Source organism: Kosakonia sp. ML.JS2a (genome assembly GCF_025642095.1).
Classification (GTDB): Bacteria; Pseudomonadota; Gammaproteobacteria; order Enterobacterales; family Enterobacteriaceae.
Window position 1 is genome coordinate 869,139 of the sequence record NZ_CP106754.1, and the last position, 19,689, is coordinate 888,827.

General features: G+C 55.5%; 18 protein-coding genes and 1 other RNA gene. 14 read left to right on the forward strand and 5 right to left on the reverse strand.

Annotation, left to right across the window (positions count from 1 at the left end):
- Positions 1–276: 276 nt before the first annotated feature.
- On the forward strand, positions 277–417 hold the full coding sequence (yqgB, locus tag N7922_RS25295; protein WP_411554241.1) for an acid stress response protein YqgB: 141 nt from the start codon (positions 277–279) through the stop codon (positions 415–417).
- 8 nt (positions 418–425) lie between these two features.
- Positions 426–2,402, forward strand: coding sequence for a biosynthetic arginine decarboxylase (gene speA, locus N7922_RS04155; protein ID WP_263099380.1), 1,977 nt, complete (start codon positions 426–428; stop codon positions 2,400–2,402).
- A 71-nt stretch (positions 2,403–2,473) separates the two neighbouring features.
- Here speA and N7922_RS04160 read toward each other — a convergent pair whose 3' ends face one another.
- Positions 2,474–3,232, reverse strand: coding sequence for a M48 family metallopeptidase (locus tag N7922_RS04160; protein ID WP_263099381.1), 759 nt, complete (start codon positions 3,230–3,232; stop codon positions 2,474–2,476).
- Between the two features lie 273 nt (positions 3,233–3,505).
- Between N7922_RS04160 and tkt the strand changes: the two genes are divergently transcribed.
- The 7 genes from tkt (at position 3,506) to N7922_RS04195 (ending at position 11,890) form a co-directional block, all read left to right on the forward strand.
- Positions 3,506–5,497, forward strand: a complete 1,992-nt coding sequence (gene tkt, locus N7922_RS04165; protein ID WP_263099382.1) for a transketolase — start codon at positions 3,506–3,508, stop codon at positions 5,495–5,497.
- Positions 5,498–5,823: 326 nt separating this feature from the next.
- On the forward strand, positions 5,824–6,843 hold the full coding sequence (gene epd, locus N7922_RS04170; protein ID WP_263099383.1) for an erythrose-4-phosphate dehydrogenase: 1,020 nt from the start codon (positions 5,824–5,826) through the stop codon (positions 6,841–6,843).
- 48 nt (positions 6,844–6,891) lie between these two features.
- On the forward strand, positions 6,892–8,055 hold the full coding sequence (gene pgk, locus N7922_RS04175; RefSeq protein ID WP_263099384.1) for a phosphoglycerate kinase: 1,164 nt from the start codon (positions 6,892–6,894) through the stop codon (positions 8,053–8,055).
- A 98-nt stretch (positions 8,056–8,153) separates the two neighbouring features.
- Positions 8,154–9,233 (forward strand): class II fructose-bisphosphate aldolase, encoded by a 1,080-nt coding sequence (gene fbaA / locus N7922_RS04180; protein ID WP_263099385.1) that lies wholly within the window; start codon positions 8,154–8,156, stop codon positions 9,231–9,233.
- A gap of 185 nt (positions 9,234–9,418) precedes the next feature.
- Positions 9,419–10,279: a small-conductance mechanosensitive channel MscS gene (locus N7922_RS04185; RefSeq protein WP_263099386.1), complete on the forward strand. Its 861-nt coding sequence runs from the start codon at positions 9,419–9,421 to the stop codon at positions 10,277–10,279.
- Positions 10,280–10,418: 139 nt separating this feature from the next.
- Positions 10,419–11,054: an arginine exporter ArgO gene (gene argO / locus N7922_RS04190; protein WP_263099387.1), complete on the forward strand. Its 636-nt coding sequence runs from the start codon at positions 10,419–10,421 to the stop codon at positions 11,052–11,054.
- Positions 11,055–11,149: 95 nt separating this feature from the next.
- A complete protein-coding gene (locus tag N7922_RS04195; RefSeq protein WP_263099388.1) occupies positions 11,150–11,890 on the forward strand; it encodes an oxidative stress defense protein in 741 nt (246 codons plus the stop codon).
- Between the two features lie 33 nt (positions 11,891–11,923).
- On the opposite strand, the gene argP is transcribed toward N7922_RS04195, so the two are convergent.
- A complete protein-coding gene (argP, locus tag N7922_RS04200; RefSeq protein WP_263099389.1) occupies positions 11,924–12,817 on the reverse strand; it encodes a DNA-binding transcriptional regulator ArgP in 894 nt (297 codons plus the stop codon).
- 163 nt (positions 12,818–12,980) lie between these two features.
- Between argP and rpiA the strand changes: the two genes are divergently transcribed.
- Both rpiA and serA read left to right on the forward strand, forming a co-directional pair.
- Positions 12,981–13,640, forward strand: coding sequence for a ribose-5-phosphate isomerase RpiA (rpiA, locus tag N7922_RS04205; RefSeq protein WP_061493232.1), 660 nt, complete (start codon positions 12,981–12,983; stop codon positions 13,638–13,640).
- Positions 13,641–13,907: 267 nt separating this feature from the next.
- On the forward strand, positions 13,908–15,140 hold the full coding sequence (gene serA, locus N7922_RS04210) for a phosphoglycerate dehydrogenase (RefSeq protein ID WP_061493233.1): 1,233 nt from the start codon (positions 13,908–13,910) through the stop codon (positions 15,138–15,140).
- Positions 15,141–15,182: 42 nt separating this feature from the next.
- Here serA and N7922_RS04215 read toward each other — a convergent pair whose 3' ends face one another.
- From N7922_RS04215 to zapA, 3 genes are all read right to left on the reverse strand, one after another.
- Positions 15,183–15,779, reverse strand: a complete 597-nt coding sequence (locus N7922_RS04215) for a 5-formyltetrahydrofolate cyclo-ligase (RefSeq protein WP_263099390.1) — start codon at positions 15,777–15,779, stop codon at positions 15,183–15,185.
- Positions 15,780–15,793: 14 nt separating this feature from the next.
- Positions 15,794–15,977, reverse strand: a non-coding RNA gene (gene ssrS / locus N7922_RS04220) — 6S RNA.
- A 41-nt stretch (positions 15,978–16,018) separates the two neighbouring features.
- On the reverse strand, positions 16,019–16,348 hold the full coding sequence (zapA, locus tag N7922_RS04225; RefSeq protein ID WP_061493235.1) for a cell division protein ZapA: 330 nt from the start codon (positions 16,346–16,348) through the stop codon (positions 16,019–16,021).
- A 227-nt stretch (positions 16,349–16,575) separates the two neighbouring features.
- Here zapA and N7922_RS04230 point away from each other — a divergent pair, with 227 nt between their 5' ends.
- The 3 genes from N7922_RS04230 to ubiH are packed head-to-tail and all read left to right on the forward strand — an operon-like array spanning position 16,576 to position 19,670.
- Entirely contained in the window at positions 16,576–17,154 is a 579-nt protein-coding gene (locus N7922_RS04230; protein WP_088237846.1) for a YecA family protein, read from the forward strand.
- Positions 17,155–17,178: 24 nt separating this feature from the next.
- A complete protein-coding gene (gene pepP / locus N7922_RS04235; protein WP_263099391.1) occupies positions 17,179–18,495 on the forward strand; it encodes a Xaa-Pro aminopeptidase in 1,317 nt (438 codons plus the stop codon).
- Positions 18,492–19,670: a 2-octaprenyl-6-methoxyphenyl hydroxylase gene (gene ubiH, locus N7922_RS04240; RefSeq protein WP_263099392.1), complete on the forward strand. Its 1,179-nt coding sequence runs from the start codon at positions 18,492–18,494 to the stop codon at positions 19,668–19,670. Before pepP ends, ubiH begins: the two co-directional genes overlap by 4 nt.
- The last annotated feature ends 19 nt before the right edge of the window (positions 19,671–19,689 follow it).

The window sequence follows — 19,689 nt, forward strand, 5'->3', positions numbered from 1 at the left end:
GAACCGTTGTTTTCCGCAGAAACTGTTGCGTCGTTCTGACGCATGTTTATTCCCCGCTACCTGCATTTCTAATCTGCAAACCAGCCGATGTTATACCCATTTCGGCGCTTCTCAGGACTCCAGAGCCGGTAAGGCGTTGCGATAACTGAACAAGGGCTCTCCTGATAAATCAGGAGTTTTCTCGTGGTTTCGCCGGACTGTCATACTTAAGTTCGGAACGTGTTTTACAATGATATGAACAAGAAACCGGTCGCACAGCCGGCGCTTCAGCATGACATGCTGAGCATTCAGGCTGTTTATGGGTTGTTATCGCTATGTGTCACTGCGATAGTAGTCAACTGTTTTGTATCCGTTGCATTTTACCTGGCAGCCCTCGGGCGCGGTGAAAGTAACAGGGTATACACTTTCTTACGTTGAGGTTCGCTATGTCTGACGACATGTCTTCGGTTTCGCCTTCGTCAGCAGGCGAACACGGTGTATTACGTTCCATGCAGGAGGTGGCGATGAGCTCCCAGGAAGCCAGCAAGATGCTACGTACTTATAACATTGCGTGGTGGGGTAATAATTACTACGACGTCAATGAGCTGGGGCATATCAGCGTTTGCCCGGACCCGGACGTACCGGAAGCCCGCGTTGACCTGGCGCAGCTGGTGAAAGCGCGCGAAGCGCAAGGGCAGCGCCTGCCTGCGCTGTTCTGCTTCCCGCAGATCCTGCAACATCGCCTGCGCTCGATTAACGCCGCCTTTAAACGTGCGCGTGAATCCTACGGCTACAACGGCGACTATTTCCTCGTCTATCCGATCAAGGTGAATCAGCACCGTCGCGTGATTGAGTCGCTGATCCATTCCGGCGAACCGCTGGGGCTGGAAGCCGGTTCCAAAGCGGAGCTGATGGCGGTGCTGGCGCATGCGGGCATGACCCGCTCGGTGATCGTGTGTAACGGCTATAAAGACCGCGAATACATTCGCCTGGCGCTGATTGGCGAGAAGATGGGCCACAAGGTCTATCTGGTGATTGAGAAAATGACCGAAATCGCCATCGTACTGGAAGAAGCAGAGCGTTTGAACGTGGTGCCGCGTCTTGGCGTGCGTGCGCGTCTGGCGTCGCAAGGTTCCGGTAAATGGCAATCTTCCGGCGGCGAGAAATCCAAATTTGGTCTGGCAGCCACCCAGGTTCTGCAACTGGTGGAAATTCTGCGCGAGCGCGGGCGTCTGGACAGCATTCAACTGCTGCACTTCCACCTCGGTTCGCAGATGGCGAACATCCGCGATATCGCGACCGGCGTGCGTGAATCCGCGCGTTTCTACGTTGAACTGCATAAGCTGGGCGTGAATATCCAGTGCTTCGACGTTGGCGGCGGTTTAGGCGTGGACTATGAAGGTACGCGTTCGCAGTCAGACTGTTCGGTGAACTACGGCCTGAACGAATATGCCAATAACATCATTTGGGCGATTGGCGATGCGTGTGAAGAGCATGGCTTGCCGCATCCGACGGTGATCACGGAATCCGGTCGCGCCGTGACTGCGCACCACACGGTGCTGGTGTCCAATATTATCGGCGTGGAGCGCAACGAATACACGCAGGCGACAGCGCCTGCTGATGACGCACCGCGTGCCTTGCAAAGCATGTGGGAAACCTGGCAGGAGATGCATGAGCCAGGCACGCGCCGTTCGCTGCGCGAATGGCTGCACGACAGCCAGATGGACCTACACGATATCCATGTTGGTTACTCTTCTGGCGCTTATAGCCTGCAAGAGCGCGCCTGGGCTGAGCAGCTCTATCTGAATATGTGCCATGAAGTGCAGAAACAGCTGGATCCGAGCAACCGTGCCCATCGTCCGATTATCGATGAGTTACAGGAGCGTATGGCGGACAAAATGTACGTCAACTTCTCGCTGTTCCAGTCGATGCCGGATGCCTGGGGGATCGATCAACTGTTCCCGGTATTGCCGCTGGAAGGGCTGAATCACGCGCCGGAACGCCGTGCGGTCCTGCTGGATATTACCTGCGACTCCGACGGCGCTATCGATCACTATGTGGATGGCGACGGGATCGCCACCACCATGCCGATGCCGGAATACGATCCGGATAACCCGCCGATGCTGGGCTTCTTTATGGTTGGCGCGTACCAGGAGATCCTCGGGAACATGCATAATCTGTTCGGTGATACCGAGGCGGTTGATGTGTTTGTTTTTCCGGATGGCAGCGTGGAAGTGGAGCTTTCCGATGAAGGCGACACCGTCGCGGATATGTTGCAGTATGTGCAGCTCGATCCGAACACCCTGCTGACGCAGTTCCGCGATCAGGTTAAACAAACCGGCCTCGAAGATGCGCTGCAGCAGCAGTTCCTCGAAGAGTTTGAAGCCGGACTGTATGGCTACACCTATCTGGAAGACGAATAAGGTTTTCCGGTGACTGCTGGCTGTCAACGCACGGCGTAAAAACAGGGAGGCAATCGTGCCTCCCTGTTGCGTTATTTAATACCGTCTGCCGCCATACGGTCGCGAATATGCTGCGCGCGCTCCACGGACGCAGGGTGATCGTCAAACATTGAACTCTGACGGCCCTCTTCCATTTTCGCCAGTTTTTCAAAACTGGTTGCCAGCCCTGATGGATTGATACCGCGTTTGCGCAACAAATCGTAAGAGTAGTCATCCGCTTCGGATTCCTGGCGCTGGGAGAACTGTGAATTCACCAGTTGTTCGCCCAGTGCGCCAAGCTGCGATTGCGACAAACTGCCGACAATACCGCCCGCGGACGCCGCCGCTGCGCGTAATGCATTGGTTCCCAGCGCAACCTGCATACCTTTCTTCACATGCCCCAGCGCAACGTGGCCCATTTCGTGGCCAATCACCGCTTCGACTTCGTTGTCGGTCATCATGTCCATCAGTGCGCTGTAGACACGGATGCAGCCATTGGCCATTGCAAAGGCGTTCACATCCTTCGCCACATAGACTTTGTAGTTCACCGGTTGGCCGTTGATATTGTCGCCGAGGGCGGCGGCTATTTTGCTCAGGCGCTGGCTATACGGGCTGCTGGCCGGTGCAATGCTGGCTTTACCGTCCATCTGTTTACAGGCATCGTCGCTCAGTGCTTTAACCTGAGCATCACTCAGGGTGTAAGCCTGGAAGGCTTCTGCCCCCGAGCTGAGAAAACCGCCGGAGTCCATATTCTGGCAACCGGCAAGCAGGGTTGTCATTCCCAGGGCAAGTAATGCTGGGCGAATTTTCATGTGTCATCTTCCGCAATAAGTTGAGTCATTATTCTGATAATCCGCCGGGTTCAGTCGAACCAGCGGTTGGGCTAAGTATAAATAAGGCAAGGATTACCGGGCGAGAAGATTGCGCAACATGCGAGCAGCTTCCGGAGATTTCTGAACAGGCAAAAGGATGCTCCATGTACATGACCAGCCGCTTGGGTTACATTGTTGGCACTTTTTTCCGGCGTAGCCCAAAACGCGCTGTCGTCAAGGGAACTGCCTTTAATCGTCCGATCTGGAGTCAAAATGTCCTCACGTAAAGAGCTTGCCAATGCTATTCGTGCGCTGAGCATGGACGCGGTACAGAAAGCCAAATCCGGTCACCCGGGAGCCCCGATGGGGATGGCTGACATTGCCGAAGTCCTGTGGCGTGATTTTCTGAACCATAACCCGACGAATCCGGCCTGGGCTGACCGCGACCGCTTTGTGCTGTCCAACGGCCACGGCTCGATGCTGATTTACAGCCTGCTGCACCTCACCGGTTACGACCTGCCGATGTCCGAGCTGCAGAACTTCCGTCAGCTGCACTCCAGAACGCCGGGTCACCCGGAAGTGGGCTACACCGCCGGTGTGGAAACCACCACCGGCCCTCTGGGGCAGGGCATTGCCAACGCCGTGGGCATGGCGATTGCCGAGAAAACCCTTGCGGCGCAGTTCAACCGCCCGGGTCACGATATTGTTGACCACTTCACCTACGCCTTTATGGGCGACGGCTGCATGATGGAAGGTATCTCCCATGAAGCCTGCTCGCTGGCCGGCACCCTGAAACTGGGCAAACTGGTGGCGTTCTATGATGACAACGGCATCTCCATCGACGGTCACGTTGAGGGCTGGTTCACCGACGACACCGCGAAACGCTTTGAAGCCTACGGCTGGCACGTGGTGCGCGGGGTGGACGGTCACAATGCAGACGCCATCAAACGTGCAGTGGAAGAAGCGCGCAGCGTGACGGACAAACCGTCGCTGCTGATGTGCAAAACCATCATCGGTTTCGGTTCGCCGAACAAAGCCGGTACCCATGATTCCCACGGCGCGCCGCTGGGGGATGCGGAAATCGCCCTGACCCGCGAAGCGCTGGGCTGGAAACACCCGGCCTTTGAAATCCCGTCTGACATCTATGCGCAGTGGGATGCGAAAGAAGCCGGTCAGGCGAAAGAAGCCGCCTGGAACGACAAATTTGCGGCCTACGCCAGTGCCTTCCCGCAGGAAGCGGCTGAGTTCACCCGCCGTATGAAAGGCGAACTGCCGTCTGACTTCGACGCCAAAGCACAGGCATTTGTGGAGAAACTGCAGGCCAATCCGGCGAAAATCGCCAGCCGTAAAGCGTCGCAGAATGCCATCGAAGCCTTTGGTCCATGGCTTCCGGAATTCCTTGGCGGCTCTGCTGACCTGGCGCCAAGCAACCTGACCCTGTGGTCCGGTTCGAAAGCCATCAACGAAGACACTGCCGGCAACTACATCCATTACGGTGTGCGCGAGTTCGGTATGACCGCGATTGCCAACGGCATCACCCTGCACGGCGGTTTCCTGCCGTACACCTCCACCTTCCTGATGTTCGTCGAATATGCCCGTAACGCGGTGCGTATGGCGGCGCTGATGAAACAGCGTCAGGTGCTGGTCTACACCCACGACTCCATCGGTCTGGGCGAAGACGGCCCGACACACCAGCCGGTGGAGCAGGTGGCGTCCCTGCGTCTGACCCCGAACGTCAGTACCTGGCGTCCGTGTGACCAGGTGGAATCCGCGGTGGCGTGGAAATACGGCGTGGAACGTGCCGACGGCCCGACGGCGCTGATCCTCTCCCGTCAGAACCTGGCACAGCAGGAGCGTACGGCGCAACAGCTGGCGGATATCGCCCGCGGTGCGTATGTGCTGAAGGATTGCACCGGTCAGCCGCAGCTGATCCTGATTGCCACCGGCTCTGAAGTGGAGCTGGCGGTGTCGGCGTGGGAAAAACTGACCGCTGAAGGCGTGAAGGCGCGCGTGGTCTCCATGCCGTCCACCGACGCGTTCGACAAACAGGATGCGGCGTACCGTGAATCCGTTCTGCCGAAAGCGGTGTCTGCACGTGTGGCGATTGAAGCCGGTATTGCGGACTTCTGGTACAAATACGTGGGCCTGAACGGCGCGGTAGTGGGCATGACCACCTTTGGTGAGTCGGCGCCGGCTGAGCTGCTGTTTGAAGAGTTTGGCTTCACCGTGGATAACGTGGTCGCCAAAGCTAAAGCGCTGCTGTAATCCCTGTCGCCGGATAGCGGCTTCACAGGTTAATGATCAACCGGGCATTGCGCCCGGTTTTTTTTCGCCAGTTATTCTTCCCTTCGTGCGCATTTGCGCCAATTATTCCTGCGAAAATGTGATGCAAGTCAGATTACTGGCGAAACCGTCTGGACAATCATTCCTTTTATTCCATGTTTCGCTTATTCTAGCTGAAGCGTTTCAGTCGGCTAAATGTTCGACAAATGACCAAACAGACGCAGTTTGAGGCAGGCGAGGATTCCCCTCTTGTGGTTGCTGGATTACTCTGTCATCCACTTCAGACCGGCTTGTCTTGCAGGAGAGTTATGACCGTACGCATAGCGATTAATGGTTTCGGTCGCATCGGGCGCAATGTGGTTCGTGCTTTATATGAATCCGGGCGTCGGGCGGAAATCACCGTGGTGGCAATCAATGAACTGGCGGATGCCGTGGGCATGGCGCATTTGTTGAAATATGACACCAGCCATGGACGTTTCGCCTGGGATGTTCGCCAGGAGCGTGAGCAACTGTTTGTTGGCGATGATGTCATTCGCATTCTGCACGAGCGTTCGATTACGGCGCTGCCCTGGCGTGAGCTGGGTGTGGATGTGGTGCTCGACTGTACGGGCGTGTATGGCAACCGTGAAGATGGCGAAGCGCATCTGGCGGCGGGAGCGAAAAAAGTTCTGTTCTCCCACCCCGGTAGCCACGATCTCGACGCGACCATCGTGTTTGGCGTCAATCAGAGCACGCTGCGTGCTGAAGATCGCCTTGTCTCCAACGCGTCCTGCACGACGAACTGTATTATTCCGGTCATAAAACTGCTCGACGATGCGTATGGTATCGAATCGGGAACCGTGACGACCATTCACTCCGCAATGCACGATCAGCAGGTGATTGACGCCTATCATTCCGATCTGCGCCGCACGCGTGCAGCCAGCCAGTCAATTATCCCGGTGGACACCAAACTGGCGGCGGGGATCACGCGTATTTTCCCGCAATTTAATGACAGATTCGAGGCGATAGCGGTTCGCGTACCGACCATTAACGTGACGGCTATCGATCTCAGCGTAACGGTAAAAAAACCGGTAAAAGCCATTGAAGTCAACGCGTTGCTGCAAAAAGCAGCGCAGGGAACATTTCATGGTATAGTTGACTATACGGAATTACCGTTGGTTTCAACCGATTTTAACCACGATCCGCACAGTGCCATTGTTGATGGCACACAGACACGGGTCAGTGGCGCGCACCTGATTAAAACCCTGGTATGGTGCGATAACGAATGGGGCTTTGCTAACCGGATGCTCGACACGACGTTAGCAATGGCGGCTATTGGTTTCAGGTAAGACACTCACGTGTCTGCAAAACTTTAAGAATCATTGAGAGGATTCACCATGTCTGTAATTAAGATGACCGATCTGGATTTGGCAGGTAAACGCGTTTTCATCCGTGCGGATCTGAACGTACCGGTTAAAGATGGCAAAGTGACCAGCGATGCGCGTATCCGTGCTTCTCTGCCGACCATCGAACTGGCCCTGAAGCAGGGTGCGAAAGTGATGGTCACCTCCCACCTGGGTCGTCCGACCGAAGGCGAGTACAACGAAGAATTCTCTCTGTTGCCGGTTGTTAATTACCTGAAAGACAAACTGTCCAGCCCGGTACGTCTGGTTAAAGACTACCTGGACGGCGTTGACGTTGCTGCAGGTGAGCTGGTTGTTCTGGAAAACGTTCGTTTCAACAAGGGCGAGAAGAAAGACGACGAAGCACTGTCCAAAAAATACGCTGCACTGTGCGACGTGTTCGTGATGGATGCTTTCGGCACTGCGCACCGTGCGCAGGCTTCGACTCACGGCATCGGCAAATTTGCTGACGTTGCTTGTGCAGGTCCGCTGCTGGCAGACGAACTGGACGCGCTGGGTAAAGCGCTGAAAGAACCGGCTCGCCCGATGGTCGCTATCGTAGGTGGTTCTAAAGTTTCCACTAAACTGACCGTTCTGGACTCTCTGTCCAAAATCGCTGACCAGCTGATCGTGGGTGGCGGTATCGCCAACACCTTCGTTGCCGCCCAGGGCCACAACGTTGGTAAATCCCTGTATGAAGCCGATCTGGTTGATGAAGCTAAACGCCTGCTGAGCACTTGCGATATCCCTGTTCCGACGGACGTTCGCGTTGCGACCGAGTTCTCTGAAACCGCAACGGCCACCCTGAAATCCGTTGCTGACATCAAAGACGATGAGCAAATTCTGGATCTGGGCGACGCTTCTGCAGAAAAACTGGCTGAAATCTTGAAAAACGCCAAAACTATTCTGTGGAATGGTCCGGTTGGTGTGTTTGAATTCCCGAACTTCCGTAAAGGTACCGAAATCGTGGCTAACGCTATCGCAGACAGCGACGCGTTCTCCATCGCAGGGGGTGGCGACACCCTGGCGGCGATCGACCTGTTCGGCATCGCTGACAAGATTTCCTACATCTCCACTGGCGGCGGCGCATTCCTCGAATTCGTGGAAGGCAAAGTTCTGCCGGCAGTAGCTATGCTCGAAGAGCGCGCTAAGAAGTAAGTTTTTACTGGGCAGGGAAACCTGCCCAATTTTCAGCGCGCTTAAGAGCTCGCGACTTTTCTCTAACGGTCGAAGATACAGATACAGGACTCCGTAACATGTCTAAAATTTTTGATTTCGTAAAACCGGGCGTAATCACTGGTGATGACGTTCAGAAAGTGTTCCAGGTAGCGAAAGAAAACAACTTCGCTCTGCCGGCAGTAAACTGCGTGGGCACCGACTCCATCAACGCTGTTCTGGAAGCCGCTGCAAAAGCTAAAGCTCCGGTTATCGTTCAGTTCTCTAACGGCGGCGCTGCATTTATCGCGGGTAAAGGCGTGAAAACCGACGTTCCTCAGGGCGCGGCAATTCTGGGCGCTATCTCTGGCGCGCATCACGTTCACCAGATGGCTGAACATTACGGTGTGCCGGTGATCCTGCACACTGACCACTGCGCGAAGAAACTGCTGCCGTGGATCGACGGTCTGCTGGACGCGGGTGAAAAACACTTTGCTGCTACCGGTAAACCGCTGTTCTCTTCTCACATGATCGACCTGTCTGAAGAATCTCTGGAAGAGAACATCGAAATCAGCTCCAAATATCTGGCGCGCATGGCCAAAATGGGCATGACTCTGGAAATCGAACTGGGTTGCACCGGTGGTGAAGAAGACGGCGTGGACAACAGCCACATGGACGCTTCTGCACTGTACACCCAGCCTGCAGACGTTGATTACGCGTACACCAAACTGAACGCGATCAGCCCGCGTTTCACCATCGCTGCTTCTTTCGGTAACGTACACGGCGTGTACAAACCGGGCAACGTGAAACTGACCCCGACTATCCTGCGCGACTCTCAGGAATATGTTTCCAAAAAACATAACCTGCCGCACAACAGCCTGAACTTCGTCTTCCACGGCGGTTCCGGTTCTTCCGCTCAGGAAATCAAAGACTCCGTAAGCTACGGCGTTATCAAAATGAACATCGATACCGACACCCAATGGGCAACCTGGGAAGGTATCCTGAACTACTACAAAGAAAACGAAGGCTACCTGCAGGGCCAGTTGGGCAACCCGAAAGGCGCAGACCAGCCGAACAAGAAATACTACGATCCGCGTGTATGGCTGCGTGCTGCGCAGACCAGCATGGTCGTTCGCCTGGAGCAGGCTTTCAAAGAACTGAACGCGGTAGACGTTCTGTAATTTGAGTCCTGATTCAGCAAAAAGCCCGCAAATATGCGGGCTTTTTTATTGAGAATTCAACAGGCTGCCCGCGACATAAAATGTGATCCATTTGGCGAAATCGCCGCTTATTGTTTACCCTTTAGGAAACTGTCCTGTCCGCAAAGGACGGTTTTCCCGTTTGGAACAACAGTAAGGAAGAAAGAATGGAAGATCTCAACGTCGTCGACAGCATCAACGATGCCGGCTCATGGCTGGTCAACAACCAGGCGTTGTTGCTGAGCTATCTCGTCAATATTGTGGCGGCGATTGCCATCATCATTGTCGGCATGATTGTCGCACGCATTGTCTCCAATGCTGTTAACCGGTTGATGGTGGCACGGCATATCGACACCACCGTCGCGGATTTTCTCTCTGCACTGGTGCGTTATGGCATCATCGCCTTTACCCTGATTGCCGCGCTGGGGCGCGTTGGCGTGCAGACAGCCTCGGTGATCGCCGTACTCGGTGCCGCCGGTCTGGCTATTGGTCTGGCATTGCAGGGCTCGCTCTCTAACCTGGCGGCTGGCGTGTTGCTGGTTACCTTCCGTCCGTTCCGCTCCGGCGAGTATGTTGATTTGGGCGGCGTGGCCGGGACGGTGTTGCAGGTGCAGATTTTCTCCACCACCATGCGCACCGTGGATGGCCGTATTGTGGTGATCCCGAATGGCAAAATTATCGCCGGGAATATCGTGAACTTCTCCCGCGAGCCAGTACGCCGTAACGAGTTCATTATCGGCGTGGCTTACGATTCCGATATCGACCAGGTGAAAAACATACTGACGGAGATTATTCAGGCTGACGATCGCATTCTGAAAGATCGTGAGATGACCGTGCGCCTGAATGAGCTGGGACCCTCGTCGATCAACTTTGTGGTGCGTGTCTGGAGTAAGAGCGGCGACCTGCAAAACGTCTACTGGGATGTACTGGAATTGATTAAACGTCGTTTCGATGAGCAGGGCATCAGCTTCCCGTACCCACAAATGGACGTCAATTTTAAACGTGTCAAATCCACAGCGGAGCAGTAATGGTCAAGGTCGGCACAGCCGGCCTTCTTACTATCCACAATCATTAGTTATTCTAATTAACGATTAAAACTATAAATTTCCACTAATAATTCTTCCACGCTATAGTCTGCATCCGAAACAACTCTGACGGAATGAAGACGTGCTATCTTATTACTTTCAAGGGCTTATGCTCGGAGCTGCGCTGATCCTGCCTCTCGGGCCGCAAAATGCGTTTGTCATGAACCAGGGGATCCGCAGGCAGTACCACATCATGACGGCTTTTCTCTGTACCCTCAGCGACTTGCTATTGATTTGCGCCGGTATTTTCGGCGGTAGTGCGCTGCTGATGCAATCACCCTGGCTGCTGGCGCTGGTCACCTGGGGCGGCGTGGCGTTTTTACTGTGGTACGGTTTTGGCGCGCTGAAAACAGCACTCAGCAGCCAACCGGATATGGCCAGTGCGGACGCGTTACGCCAGGGCCGCTGGCGCATTGTTGCCACCATGCTGGCGGTGACCTGGCTTAATCCTCATGTGTATCTGGATACCTTTGTCGTGCTCGGTAGCCTGGGTGGGCAACTGGATGTTGAGCCGCGCCGCTGGTTTGCGTTAGGCACGGTCAGCGCATCATTTCTGTGGTTCTTCAGCCTGGCGTTACTCGCGGCCTGGCTTGCCCCCCGCCTGCGAACAGCCAAAGCGCAGCGGGTGATTAACCTGCTGGTTGGGCTGGTGATGTGGATTATCGCGCTTCAACTGGCGAAAGAGGGCGTCCACCATTTGCAGGGATTATTCAGTTAAGGTAAGTCCGATGGACAATTTGCGCCGAGCCGCTAAGCTTGCTGCCAGGCGTCCAGCATGTATGGACGTAACAAAAGCACCATGGAGGAGCAACTGTGAAATTTAAAGTGATGGCCCTGGCGGCAATGGTGGGTTTCAGTGCGATGGCGGTGCAGGCGAGTGAATTGCCGGATGGTCCGCATATTGTCACCTCAGGGACGGCAAGCGTGGATGCGACCCCGGACATCGCCACCCTGGCGATTGAGGTGAACGTCGCCGCTAAAGATGCAGCCTCAGCCAAAAAACAGGCCGATGACCGTGTTGCGCAATATCTTAGCTTCCTTGAGCAAAATGGCATTGCCCGCAAAGACATTAATGCCGCGAATTTACGCACTCAGCCCGATTATGACTACCAGAACGGCAAAAGCATCCTCAAAGGCTACCGCGCGGTACGCACCGTTGAAGTGACGCTGCGCGAGCTGGATAAACTCAATTCACTGCTGGATGGCGCGCTGAAGGCGGGTCTGAACGAAATCCGTTCCGTCTCGTTGGGCGTTGCGCAACCGCAATCCTTTAAAGATAAAGCCCGTAAAGCCGCGATCGATGATGCCACCCGCCAGGCACAGCAACTGGCCGACGGTTTCCATGCCAAACTCGGTCCGGTCTACAGCGTTCGTTACCATGTTTCCAACTATCAGCCGAGCCCGATGGTTCGCATGATGAAAGCCGAGGCGGCAGCGCCGGTTTCTGCGCAGGAAACTTACGAACAGCCGACTATCCAGTTTGACGATCAGGTTGATGTGGTGTTCCAGTTGGAGCCCGTTCAGGGCCAGCAGCAGACCCCTGCTGCGAAGTGATCGTTTCCCTCACCCGCGGGGGTGAGGGGCAAATTAATCCTGCCTTAATACCTTATGTCCGTATTCCAGCAGCGCATCGGTTACGTTGCGCATCATCCGGCTTTCCGGCGCAAAGCGATGCCAGTAGAGCATGCGGCGTTGCAGCAGGCCCGGCGTCAGGTCAATTAAATCACCGCTGTTCAGCTCTCTTTCAATTTGCAGGTGCGGGATCATACAGCAGGTAGTGCCCTGTCGCGCCAGTTGCACAAAGGCTTCGGAGGAGTTAACGATATGACAAGGTACGCTGCCCGGCGGCAGGTCGAAGTACTGCTGTAAAAACGCCTGATGCATGTCATCCAGGTGGTCAAAGGCAACCGCAGGCGCCTTCAGTAACGCAGAGCGCGTGACCCCGTTAGGGAAGTAGCGGGCGGCGAACTCTTTTGAGCCGACGAACAGGTAATCCAGCGCGCCAAGTTGATCGACCAGGCAACTGGGAAGTGCCTGCGGCTGAATACTCACCGCGCCCACCACTTCGCCGCGACGCAGGCGTTCCTGGGTGCGGGTTTCATCTTCAACCTGCAGATTCAGACGGATGGGCGAGTCTGCCAGCACCGGCGCCAGCGCGGGCAGCAGCCAGGTCGCCAGACTGTCGGCGTTCACTGCCAGCGACAGCAGCAGCGGCGTGGAGCCGGTTTGCTCATCGCCCAGCCACTCTTCTTCCAGCAGTTCCACCTGGCGCAGCAACGCCAGCAGTTTTTGCCCCTGTTCCGTTGGACGCGGTGGTACGGTGCGCACCAGCAGCGGTTGGCCGAACATATTTTCGAGTTGTTTAATGCGCTGCGATACGGCGGACTGGGTAATACACAGCTTTTGTGCGGCGCGCTCAAACCCGCGTTCACGAATGACCGCATCAAGCGCTTGTAGTGTTCTGTAGTCCGGACGTTTCATTGTTCGCACTGTCTCCTGCAAATGATTACCCAGCACTATGACATAAATTTTTAGGAGATACAGACGAAATTGGCAGTCGCGTAATGTGACACTGGTCACAGGGACATTTGGGGGAAGGCTGGTCTATAATGCGCCTGAAATTTCACACCACAGGTGAACGACCATGACGCAGGATGAACTCAAAAAAGCAGTGGGCTGGGCAGCGCTTAAGTATGTTGAACCCGGCACCATTGTGGGCGTAGGCACAGGCTCCACTGCCGCACACTTTATTGACGCGCTGGGCACGATGAAAGGCCAGATTGAAGGCGCTGTCTCCAGTTCGGACGCTTCAACCGAGAAGCTGAAAGGCCTCGGGATTACCGTGTTCGATCTCAATGAGGTTGATCGGCTGGGCATCTACGTTGATGGCGCAGACGAAATTAACGGCCAGATGCAGATGATCAAAGGCGGCGGCGCGGCGCTGACGCGTGAGAAAATCATCGCTTCGGTCGCCGATAAGTTTATCTGCATCGCTGATGCGTCTAAGCAGGTCGATATCCTGGGGAAATTCCCGCTGCCGGTGGAAGTGATCCCGATGGCGCGCAGCGCGGTTGCCCGTGAACTGGTGAAACTGGGCGGCCGCCCGGAATACCGCCAGAATGTGGTGACGGATAATGGCAACGTGATCCTCGATGTGTACGGGCTGGAGATTATCGACCCGATCGCGCTGGAAAACAGCATTAATGGTATCCCGGGCGTAGTAACCGTAGGGTTATTCGCTAACCGTGGCGCGGATGTGGCGTTGATCGGCACTGCCGACGGTGTGAAAACCATCGTAAAATGATCTGACAGGGAGGCGCAGGCCTCCCTTTAAAAAATCTTCGAACGGCAAATTTGGTGATATCTGTCACGTTTTTATGCCATTGCTGAGATCCCTGCCAGCGTTGTCCATTTTTCCAGCATTTTTATCTGCTAATTCCCGCTGTATGACATTTCTTCAGATGGCCGACGCAAACGTTCATATTGCCGCAATAGTTTTTTTTGATATGTTGACTGAAGCGGATTGCAATCTGCACAACATCACAGTCAAGACAAAAACAGGGTCGGGTAAATGGCAAAGGTATCACTGGAGAAAGACAAAATTAAATTCCTGCTGGTTGAAGGGGTTCATCAGAAGGCGCTGGATAGCCTTCGTGCGGCAGGTTATACCAACATTGAATTTCACAAGGGCGCGCTGGACAGCGAGCAACTGAAAGAATCCATTCGTGATGCTCACTTTATTGGCCTGCGATCCCGTACTCAACTGACTGAAGATGTCATTGCCGCCGCTGAAAAACTGGTGGCGATTGGGTGTTTCTGTATCGGCACCAACCAGGTTAACCTCGACGCGGCCGCGAAACGCGGTATCCCGGTGTTTAACGCGCCGTTCTCCAACACGCGTTCCGTGGCGGAACTGGTGATCGGCGAACTGCTGCTGCTGATGCGCGGCATCCCGGAAGCGAACGCCAAAGCGCATCGCGGTATCTGGAACAAGCTGGCTGTGGGCTCCTATGAAGCGCGCGGTAAAAAACTGGGTATCATCGGCTATGGCCACATCGGCACGCAGCTTGGCATTCTCGCGGAATCGCTGGGTATGCATGTTTACTTCTACGATATTGAAAACAAACTGCCGCTGGGTAATGCCACACAGGTTCAGCATCTTTCCGATTTGCTGAACATGAGCGATGTGGTGAGCCTGCACGTGCCGGAAAACAACTCCACTAAAGATATGATCGGTGTGGAAGAACTGGCGCTGATGAAACCTGGCGCGCTGCTGATTAACGCCGCGCGCGGTACGGTGGTGGATATTCCGGCGCTGTGCGATGCGCTGAAACGCAAACATCTGGCGGGTGCGGCTATCGACGTATTCCCGACAGAGCCGGCAACCAACAGCGATCCCTTCGACTCCCCGCTGTGCGAATTCGATAACGTACTGCTGACCCCGCATATTGGCGGCTCCACGCAGGAAGCGCAGGAAAACATCGGGTTAGAAGTTGCCGGTAAACTGATCAAATACTCGGACAACGGCTCAACGCTGTCTGCGGTTAACTTCCCGGAAGTTTCTCTGCCGTTGCATGGCGGTCGTCGCCTGCTGCACATCCACGAAAACCGCCCGGGCGTGCTGACTGCGCTGAACCAGATTTTCGCCAGCCAGAACATCAACATTGCCGCACAGTATCTGCAAACAACGCCGTATATGGGCTATGTGGTGGTAGATATTGAAGCCGATGAAGATGTGGCGCAAAAAGCGCTGCAGAGTATGAAAGCCATTCCTGGCACCATTCGTTCCCGTCTGCTGTTCTGATAAACCTCGCGTCTTCCTCTCCCTGGCGGGGGAGGAAGGCCGTTACCATTCCCAGATTTTTGACGGCGTGATCACCGCAGGCAGCGGGATATCCCACTCTTCGACCGGCAGCGCGCTGATGCCCTGGCAGTCGTGGGCGTAGCCGATGGGTTGCAGACTGTACTCGCGCCAGTTTTGCAGTGTTCTGTCGTAGAAACCGCCGCCCATTCCCAGGCGTTGCCCGTGTTCATCAAAGGCCACCAGCGGAGTGATCAGAACATCAAGTTGATGAAGTGGCAGCACATCGCGGACATCCAGTTTCGGCTCCTGGATTTTCAGGCGATTGACCACCAGTTCGCTATGGGGATGGTAGTGCAGAAAAAGCAGATTACCGGGGCTAAACGGATGCAATACCGGCAGGTAAACACGCTTGCCGCTGCGCCAGAGCTGCTCAATTAGCGGTTGGGTATCGAGCTCACCATCGAAAGAGAGAAACAGCGCGACGGTATGCGCCATCACGACTGGCGGGTACGCCATCATACGAGCGGCAGCTTGCTGAGCAAAATGCGCTTGTTGGCCGCTGGTCAGTTCCCGGCGTCGCTGGCGAATCAGTTTGCGGATTTCTTGTCGTGATGAAGGAAAATCAGGAAGTTGCGTCATGGTAGTAAAAGAAGGGAATCTCCGAGATGCCGCCGCAGGCTGTAACCCTTGAACCCTTGGTTCAAGGTGAATGCGTCGTCATGATTTTAAGGCTTCTCGGACGGACCGAGCATGCTCACCAACCATGGATCGCCACATTCTTGTGGTATGAAATATCGGCTCAGGGGACTGGCCCGCTTGCGAACATCTCAGAGAAATTTTGTCTTCACGGTCACTCTACCACAACTGACCCTGAAGTGTTATTCAAACTTCGGTCCCGGTCTTTCTGTTATGCGACCCTGATCAAGCAATGCCTGTTCGATGGTCTGCTGTAACATCCGAATACGTTGCTCCATGTTGGCGGCGTACTCGCGGGTTTTTGCCTTTTCCTGAGTCAGCTCATAGCTGATATTCAGCGCGGCGATAAACACCAGCTGCTCAGTATTGGTGACTCTAGTGCGAACTTTCAGATCTTGCAACCGCTGATTCAGATCTTCCGCAGCCTGATTTAGAGCATCCCTCTGCTCAGGCGGGCAGTTCACTCGCAGTGAACGGCCAAAAATTTGGATATCGACGGGTTGTGCAGACATGCCACCTTCCTGCTGTTTGACTGCGCTCTGCCTTCGCATCCGAGCCCTGGGTTGCGAAGGGGCGACACTATAAGCTAGCCTGGCGCGTGCTTTCAAGTTTTTTGCGTCTATACCTTAATTATCCAGCGTGCATGCAAAGGCATGTAACGTGAAGCATCACGGGTATATCACCAGGGGCCAAAGTGGTAGCATATCATGAATATTCCCCCCAACGACGACGAATGCGCATGTCTATACAGAACGAAATACCTGGTTACAACGAAGTAGGCCAGCTACTCAACCAACAGGGCGTGGGATTACTTCCTGCTGAAATGCACGGTCTTATCGCGGGGATGCTCTGCGGTGGCAATAATGACAGCTCCTGGCTGCCGCTGCTGCATGACTTGACGAATGACGGACTGGCGTTTGGTCACGAGCTGGCGCAGGCACTGCGCGCCATGCACGCTGGCACCAGTGACTCACTGGAAGACGACGGTTTTCTTTTCCAGCTCTATCTGCCTGAAGGCGACGATGTCAGCGTGTTCGATCGCGCGGATGCGCTGGCGGGCTGGGTGAACCATTTCCTGCTGGGGTTGGGCGTTACGCAACCCAAACTCGATAAAGTGACCGGCGAAACCGGCGAGGCGATTGACGACCTGCGTAATATCGCGCAGTTGGGCTATGACGAAGAAGAAGATCAGGAAGAGCTGGAGATGTCGCTCGAAGAGATCATCGAATATGTGCGTGTCGCGGCGCTGCTGTGCCACGACACCTTTACGCGCCCACAGCCGACCGCACCTGAAGTGCGTAAGCCGACATTACATTAATTCGTCTTGCAGGGAGTAGGTGTCATGACACAGCTTGAGTTTCTCCGTCGTCGCCAGGCATTGCTGGCGCAGATGGTGCCTGGAAGCGCGGCGTTGATTTTCGCCGCGCCGGAAGCAACCCGCAGCGCGGACAGCGAGTATCCTTATCGCCAGAACAGCGACTTCTGGTACTTCACCGGCTTTAACGAACCTGAAGCTGTGCTGGTGCTGATTAAGAGCGATGACACCCACAACCACAGCGTCCTGTTTAACCGTATACGGGATAAAACCGCCGAGATCTGGTTTGGCCGACGTCTTGGGCAGGAGGCCGCGCCAGAAAAACTGAGCGTTGATCGTGCGCTGGCGTTTCCGGATATCAACGAGCACCTTTATCAGTTGCTCAACGGCCTTGATGCGGTGTATCACGCGCAGGGCGAATTTGAGTATGCCGATAAGGTCCTGTTTACCGCGCTGGATAAGCTGCGCAAAGGTTCGCGGCAGAACCTGAAGGCTCCCGCCACGTTGACCGACTGGCGCCCGATCGTGCATGAAATGCGTCTGTTCAAGTCCGCCGAAGAGATTGAGGTGATGCGTCGCGCCGGGGAGATCTCCGCACTGGCGCACACGCGTGCGATGCAGGTTTGCCGTCCGGGTATGTTTGAATACCAGCTTGAGGGCGAGATTCAGCATGAATTCAACCGCCATGGCGCGCGTTTCCCCTCCTACAACACCATTGTCGGCTCCGGCGTCAACGGCTGCATTCTGCACTACACCGAAAACGAAAGTCAGATGCGTGACGGGGATTTGGTGCTGATCGACGCAGGCTGCGAATACATGGGCTATGCCGGAGATATCACCCGCACGTTCCCGGTGAATGGCAAATTCAGCCCGGCGCAGCGTGAAATTTATGACATTGTCCTTGCATCGCTGACGCGCTCCCTTGAGCTGTTCCGCCCGGACACCTCGATTCAGGACGTGACCGGTGAAGTGGTGCGAATCATGATTAACGGGCTGGTCAAACTCGGCATTCTTAAAGGCGAAGTGGAAGAGCTGGTGGCGAATAACGCCCACCGTCCGTTCTTTATGCATGGGCTAAGCCATTGGCTGGGGCTTGATGTGCATGATGTTGGCGTTTATGGCCCGGATCGTTCCCGCAAACTGGCGCCTGGCATGGTGCTGACCGTTGAACCCGGGCTGTATATCGCACCGGATGCCGATGTGCCGGAGCAGTACCGCGGGATTGGCATTCGTATCGAAGATGACATTGTGATCACGGAAAGCGGCAACGAAAACCTGACCGCCAGCGTGGTGAAAACGGCGGATGAGATTGAGGCGCTGATGGCGGCGGCGCGCCGATCATGAGCGTGATTATTGTTGGCGGCGGCATGGCGGGGGCAACGCTGGCGCTGGCTATTTCGCATTTAACCTCAGGCCAATTGCCCGTTCATCTGGTAGAGGCTACTGCGCCGGGGGCGAGTGATCACCCCGGGTTCGATGCTCGCGCGATTGCGCTGGCGGCAGGAACCTGCCAGCAACTGGCTCGTGTTGGGATCTGGCAGGCGATAGCCTCCTGCGCGACGCCGATTTCGACGGTGCATGTCAGCGATCGCGGTCATGCCGGTTTCGTCACCCTGGATGCGCAGGCGTATCGTCTTGATGCGCTCGGTCAGGTGGTTGAGCTGCATGATGTCGGGCAGCGGCTGTTTAGCCTGTTGCAAAAAGCCCCGGGCGTTACCGTGCATTGCCCGGCGAGCGTTCGCCAGTTTACCCGTGATGCCCGGCAGGTCTGCGTTACGCTGGATAATGGCGAGTCAATTATTGGCGAATTGCTGGTGGCGGCCGATGGTTCCCGCTCCGCTCTGGGTGAGCAGTTGGGCATCAGCCAGCAGCAATCGCCTTATCATCAGGTGGCGGTGATTGCGAATGTGATGACCTCGGTGCCGCACCAGGGGCGCGCATTCGAACGTTTTACTGAACATGGTCCGCTGGCCATGTTACCTATGTCGCAGGGGCGCTGTTCGTTGGTGTGGTGCCACCCGCTGGAGAAACAGCAAACCGTGGCTGCCTGGTCTGATGAACGTTTCTGCAATGAATTGCAAAAAGCGTTCGGCTGGCGGCTCGGGCGCATTACGCAGACCGGCAAACGCACTGTTTATCCCCTGTCATTGAGCTGTGCATCCTCGACCATTTCTCACCGTGCTGTGCTGGTTGGCAATGCGGCGCAAACCCTGCACCCGATTGCCGGGCAGGGGTTTAACCTTGGCATGCGCGATGTGATGACGCTGGCGGAAACGTTGGCGCAGGCCGCAGTCGACCAACGGGATGTGGGGGAATTCCCGGTGCTGACCCGCTATCGCGACCGTCGTTATGCGGATAAAAAATCCACCATTGGGGTGACCGACGGGCTGGTGCATCTGTTTGCGAACCATTGGGCTCCGCTGGTGGTTGGGCGCAATGTCGGGCTTATGGCGATGGATCTATTCACCCCGGCGCGCGATGCGCTGGCGCAGCGAACCCTCGGTTGGGTTGCCCGTTAAGGATCAAAGGAGCGTTAGA

Bases quoted from the DNA above. Each gene is read 5' to 3' on its own strand.
- speA (WP_263099380.1), top strand. From the start codon at position 426: ATGTCTGACGACATGTCTTCGGTTTCGCCTTCGTCAGCAGGCGAACAC.
- pgk (WP_263099384.1), top strand. From the start codon at position 6,892: ATGTCTGTAATTAAGATGACCGATCTGGATTTGGCAGGTAAACGCGTT.
- ubiH (WP_263099392.1), top strand. From the start codon at position 18,492: ATGAGCGTGATTATTGTTGGCGGCGGCATGGCGGGGGCAACGCTGGCG.
- tkt (WP_263099382.1), top strand. From the start codon at position 3,506: ATGTCCTCACGTAAAGAGCTTGCCAATGCTATTCGTGCGCTGAGCATG.
- N7922_RS04185 (WP_263099386.1), top strand. From the start codon at position 9,419: ATGGAAGATCTCAACGTCGTCGACAGCATCAACGATGCCGGCTCATGG.
- zapA (WP_061493235.1), bottom strand. From the start codon at position 16,348: ATGTCTGCACAACCCGTCGATATCCAAATTTTTGGCCGTTCACTGCGA.
- yqgB (WP_411554241.1), top strand. From the start codon at position 277: ATGCTGAGCATTCAGGCTGTTTATGGGTTGTTATCGCTATGTGTCACT.
- N7922_RS04215 (WP_263099390.1), bottom strand. From the start codon at position 15,779: ATGACGCAACTTCCTGATTTTCCTTCATCACGACAAGAAATCCGCAAA.
- argP (WP_263099389.1), bottom strand. From the start codon at position 12,817: ATGAAACGTCCGGACTACAGAACACTACAAGCGCTTGATGCGGTCATT.
- N7922_RS04160 (WP_263099381.1), bottom strand. From the start codon at position 3,232: ATGAAAATTCGCCCAGCATTACTTGCCCTGGGAATGACAACCCTGCTT.
- pepP (WP_263099391.1), top strand. From the start codon at position 17,179: ATGACACAGCTTGAGTTTCTCCGTCGTCGCCAGGCATTGCTGGCGCAG.
- serA (WP_061493233.1), top strand. From the start codon at position 13,908: ATGGCAAAGGTATCACTGGAGAAAGACAAAATTAAATTCCTGCTGGTT.
- N7922_RS04230 (WP_088237846.1), top strand. From the start codon at position 16,576: ATGTCTATACAGAACGAAATACCTGGTTACAACGAAGTAGGCCAGCTA.
- epd (WP_263099383.1), top strand. From the start codon at position 5,824: ATGACCGTACGCATAGCGATTAATGGTTTCGGTCGCATCGGGCGCAAT.
- fbaA (WP_263099385.1), top strand. From the start codon at position 8,154: ATGTCTAAAATTTTTGATTTCGTAAAACCGGGCGTAATCACTGGTGAT.
- rpiA (WP_061493232.1), top strand. From the start codon at position 12,981: ATGACGCAGGATGAACTCAAAAAAGCAGTGGGCTGGGCAGCGCTTAAG.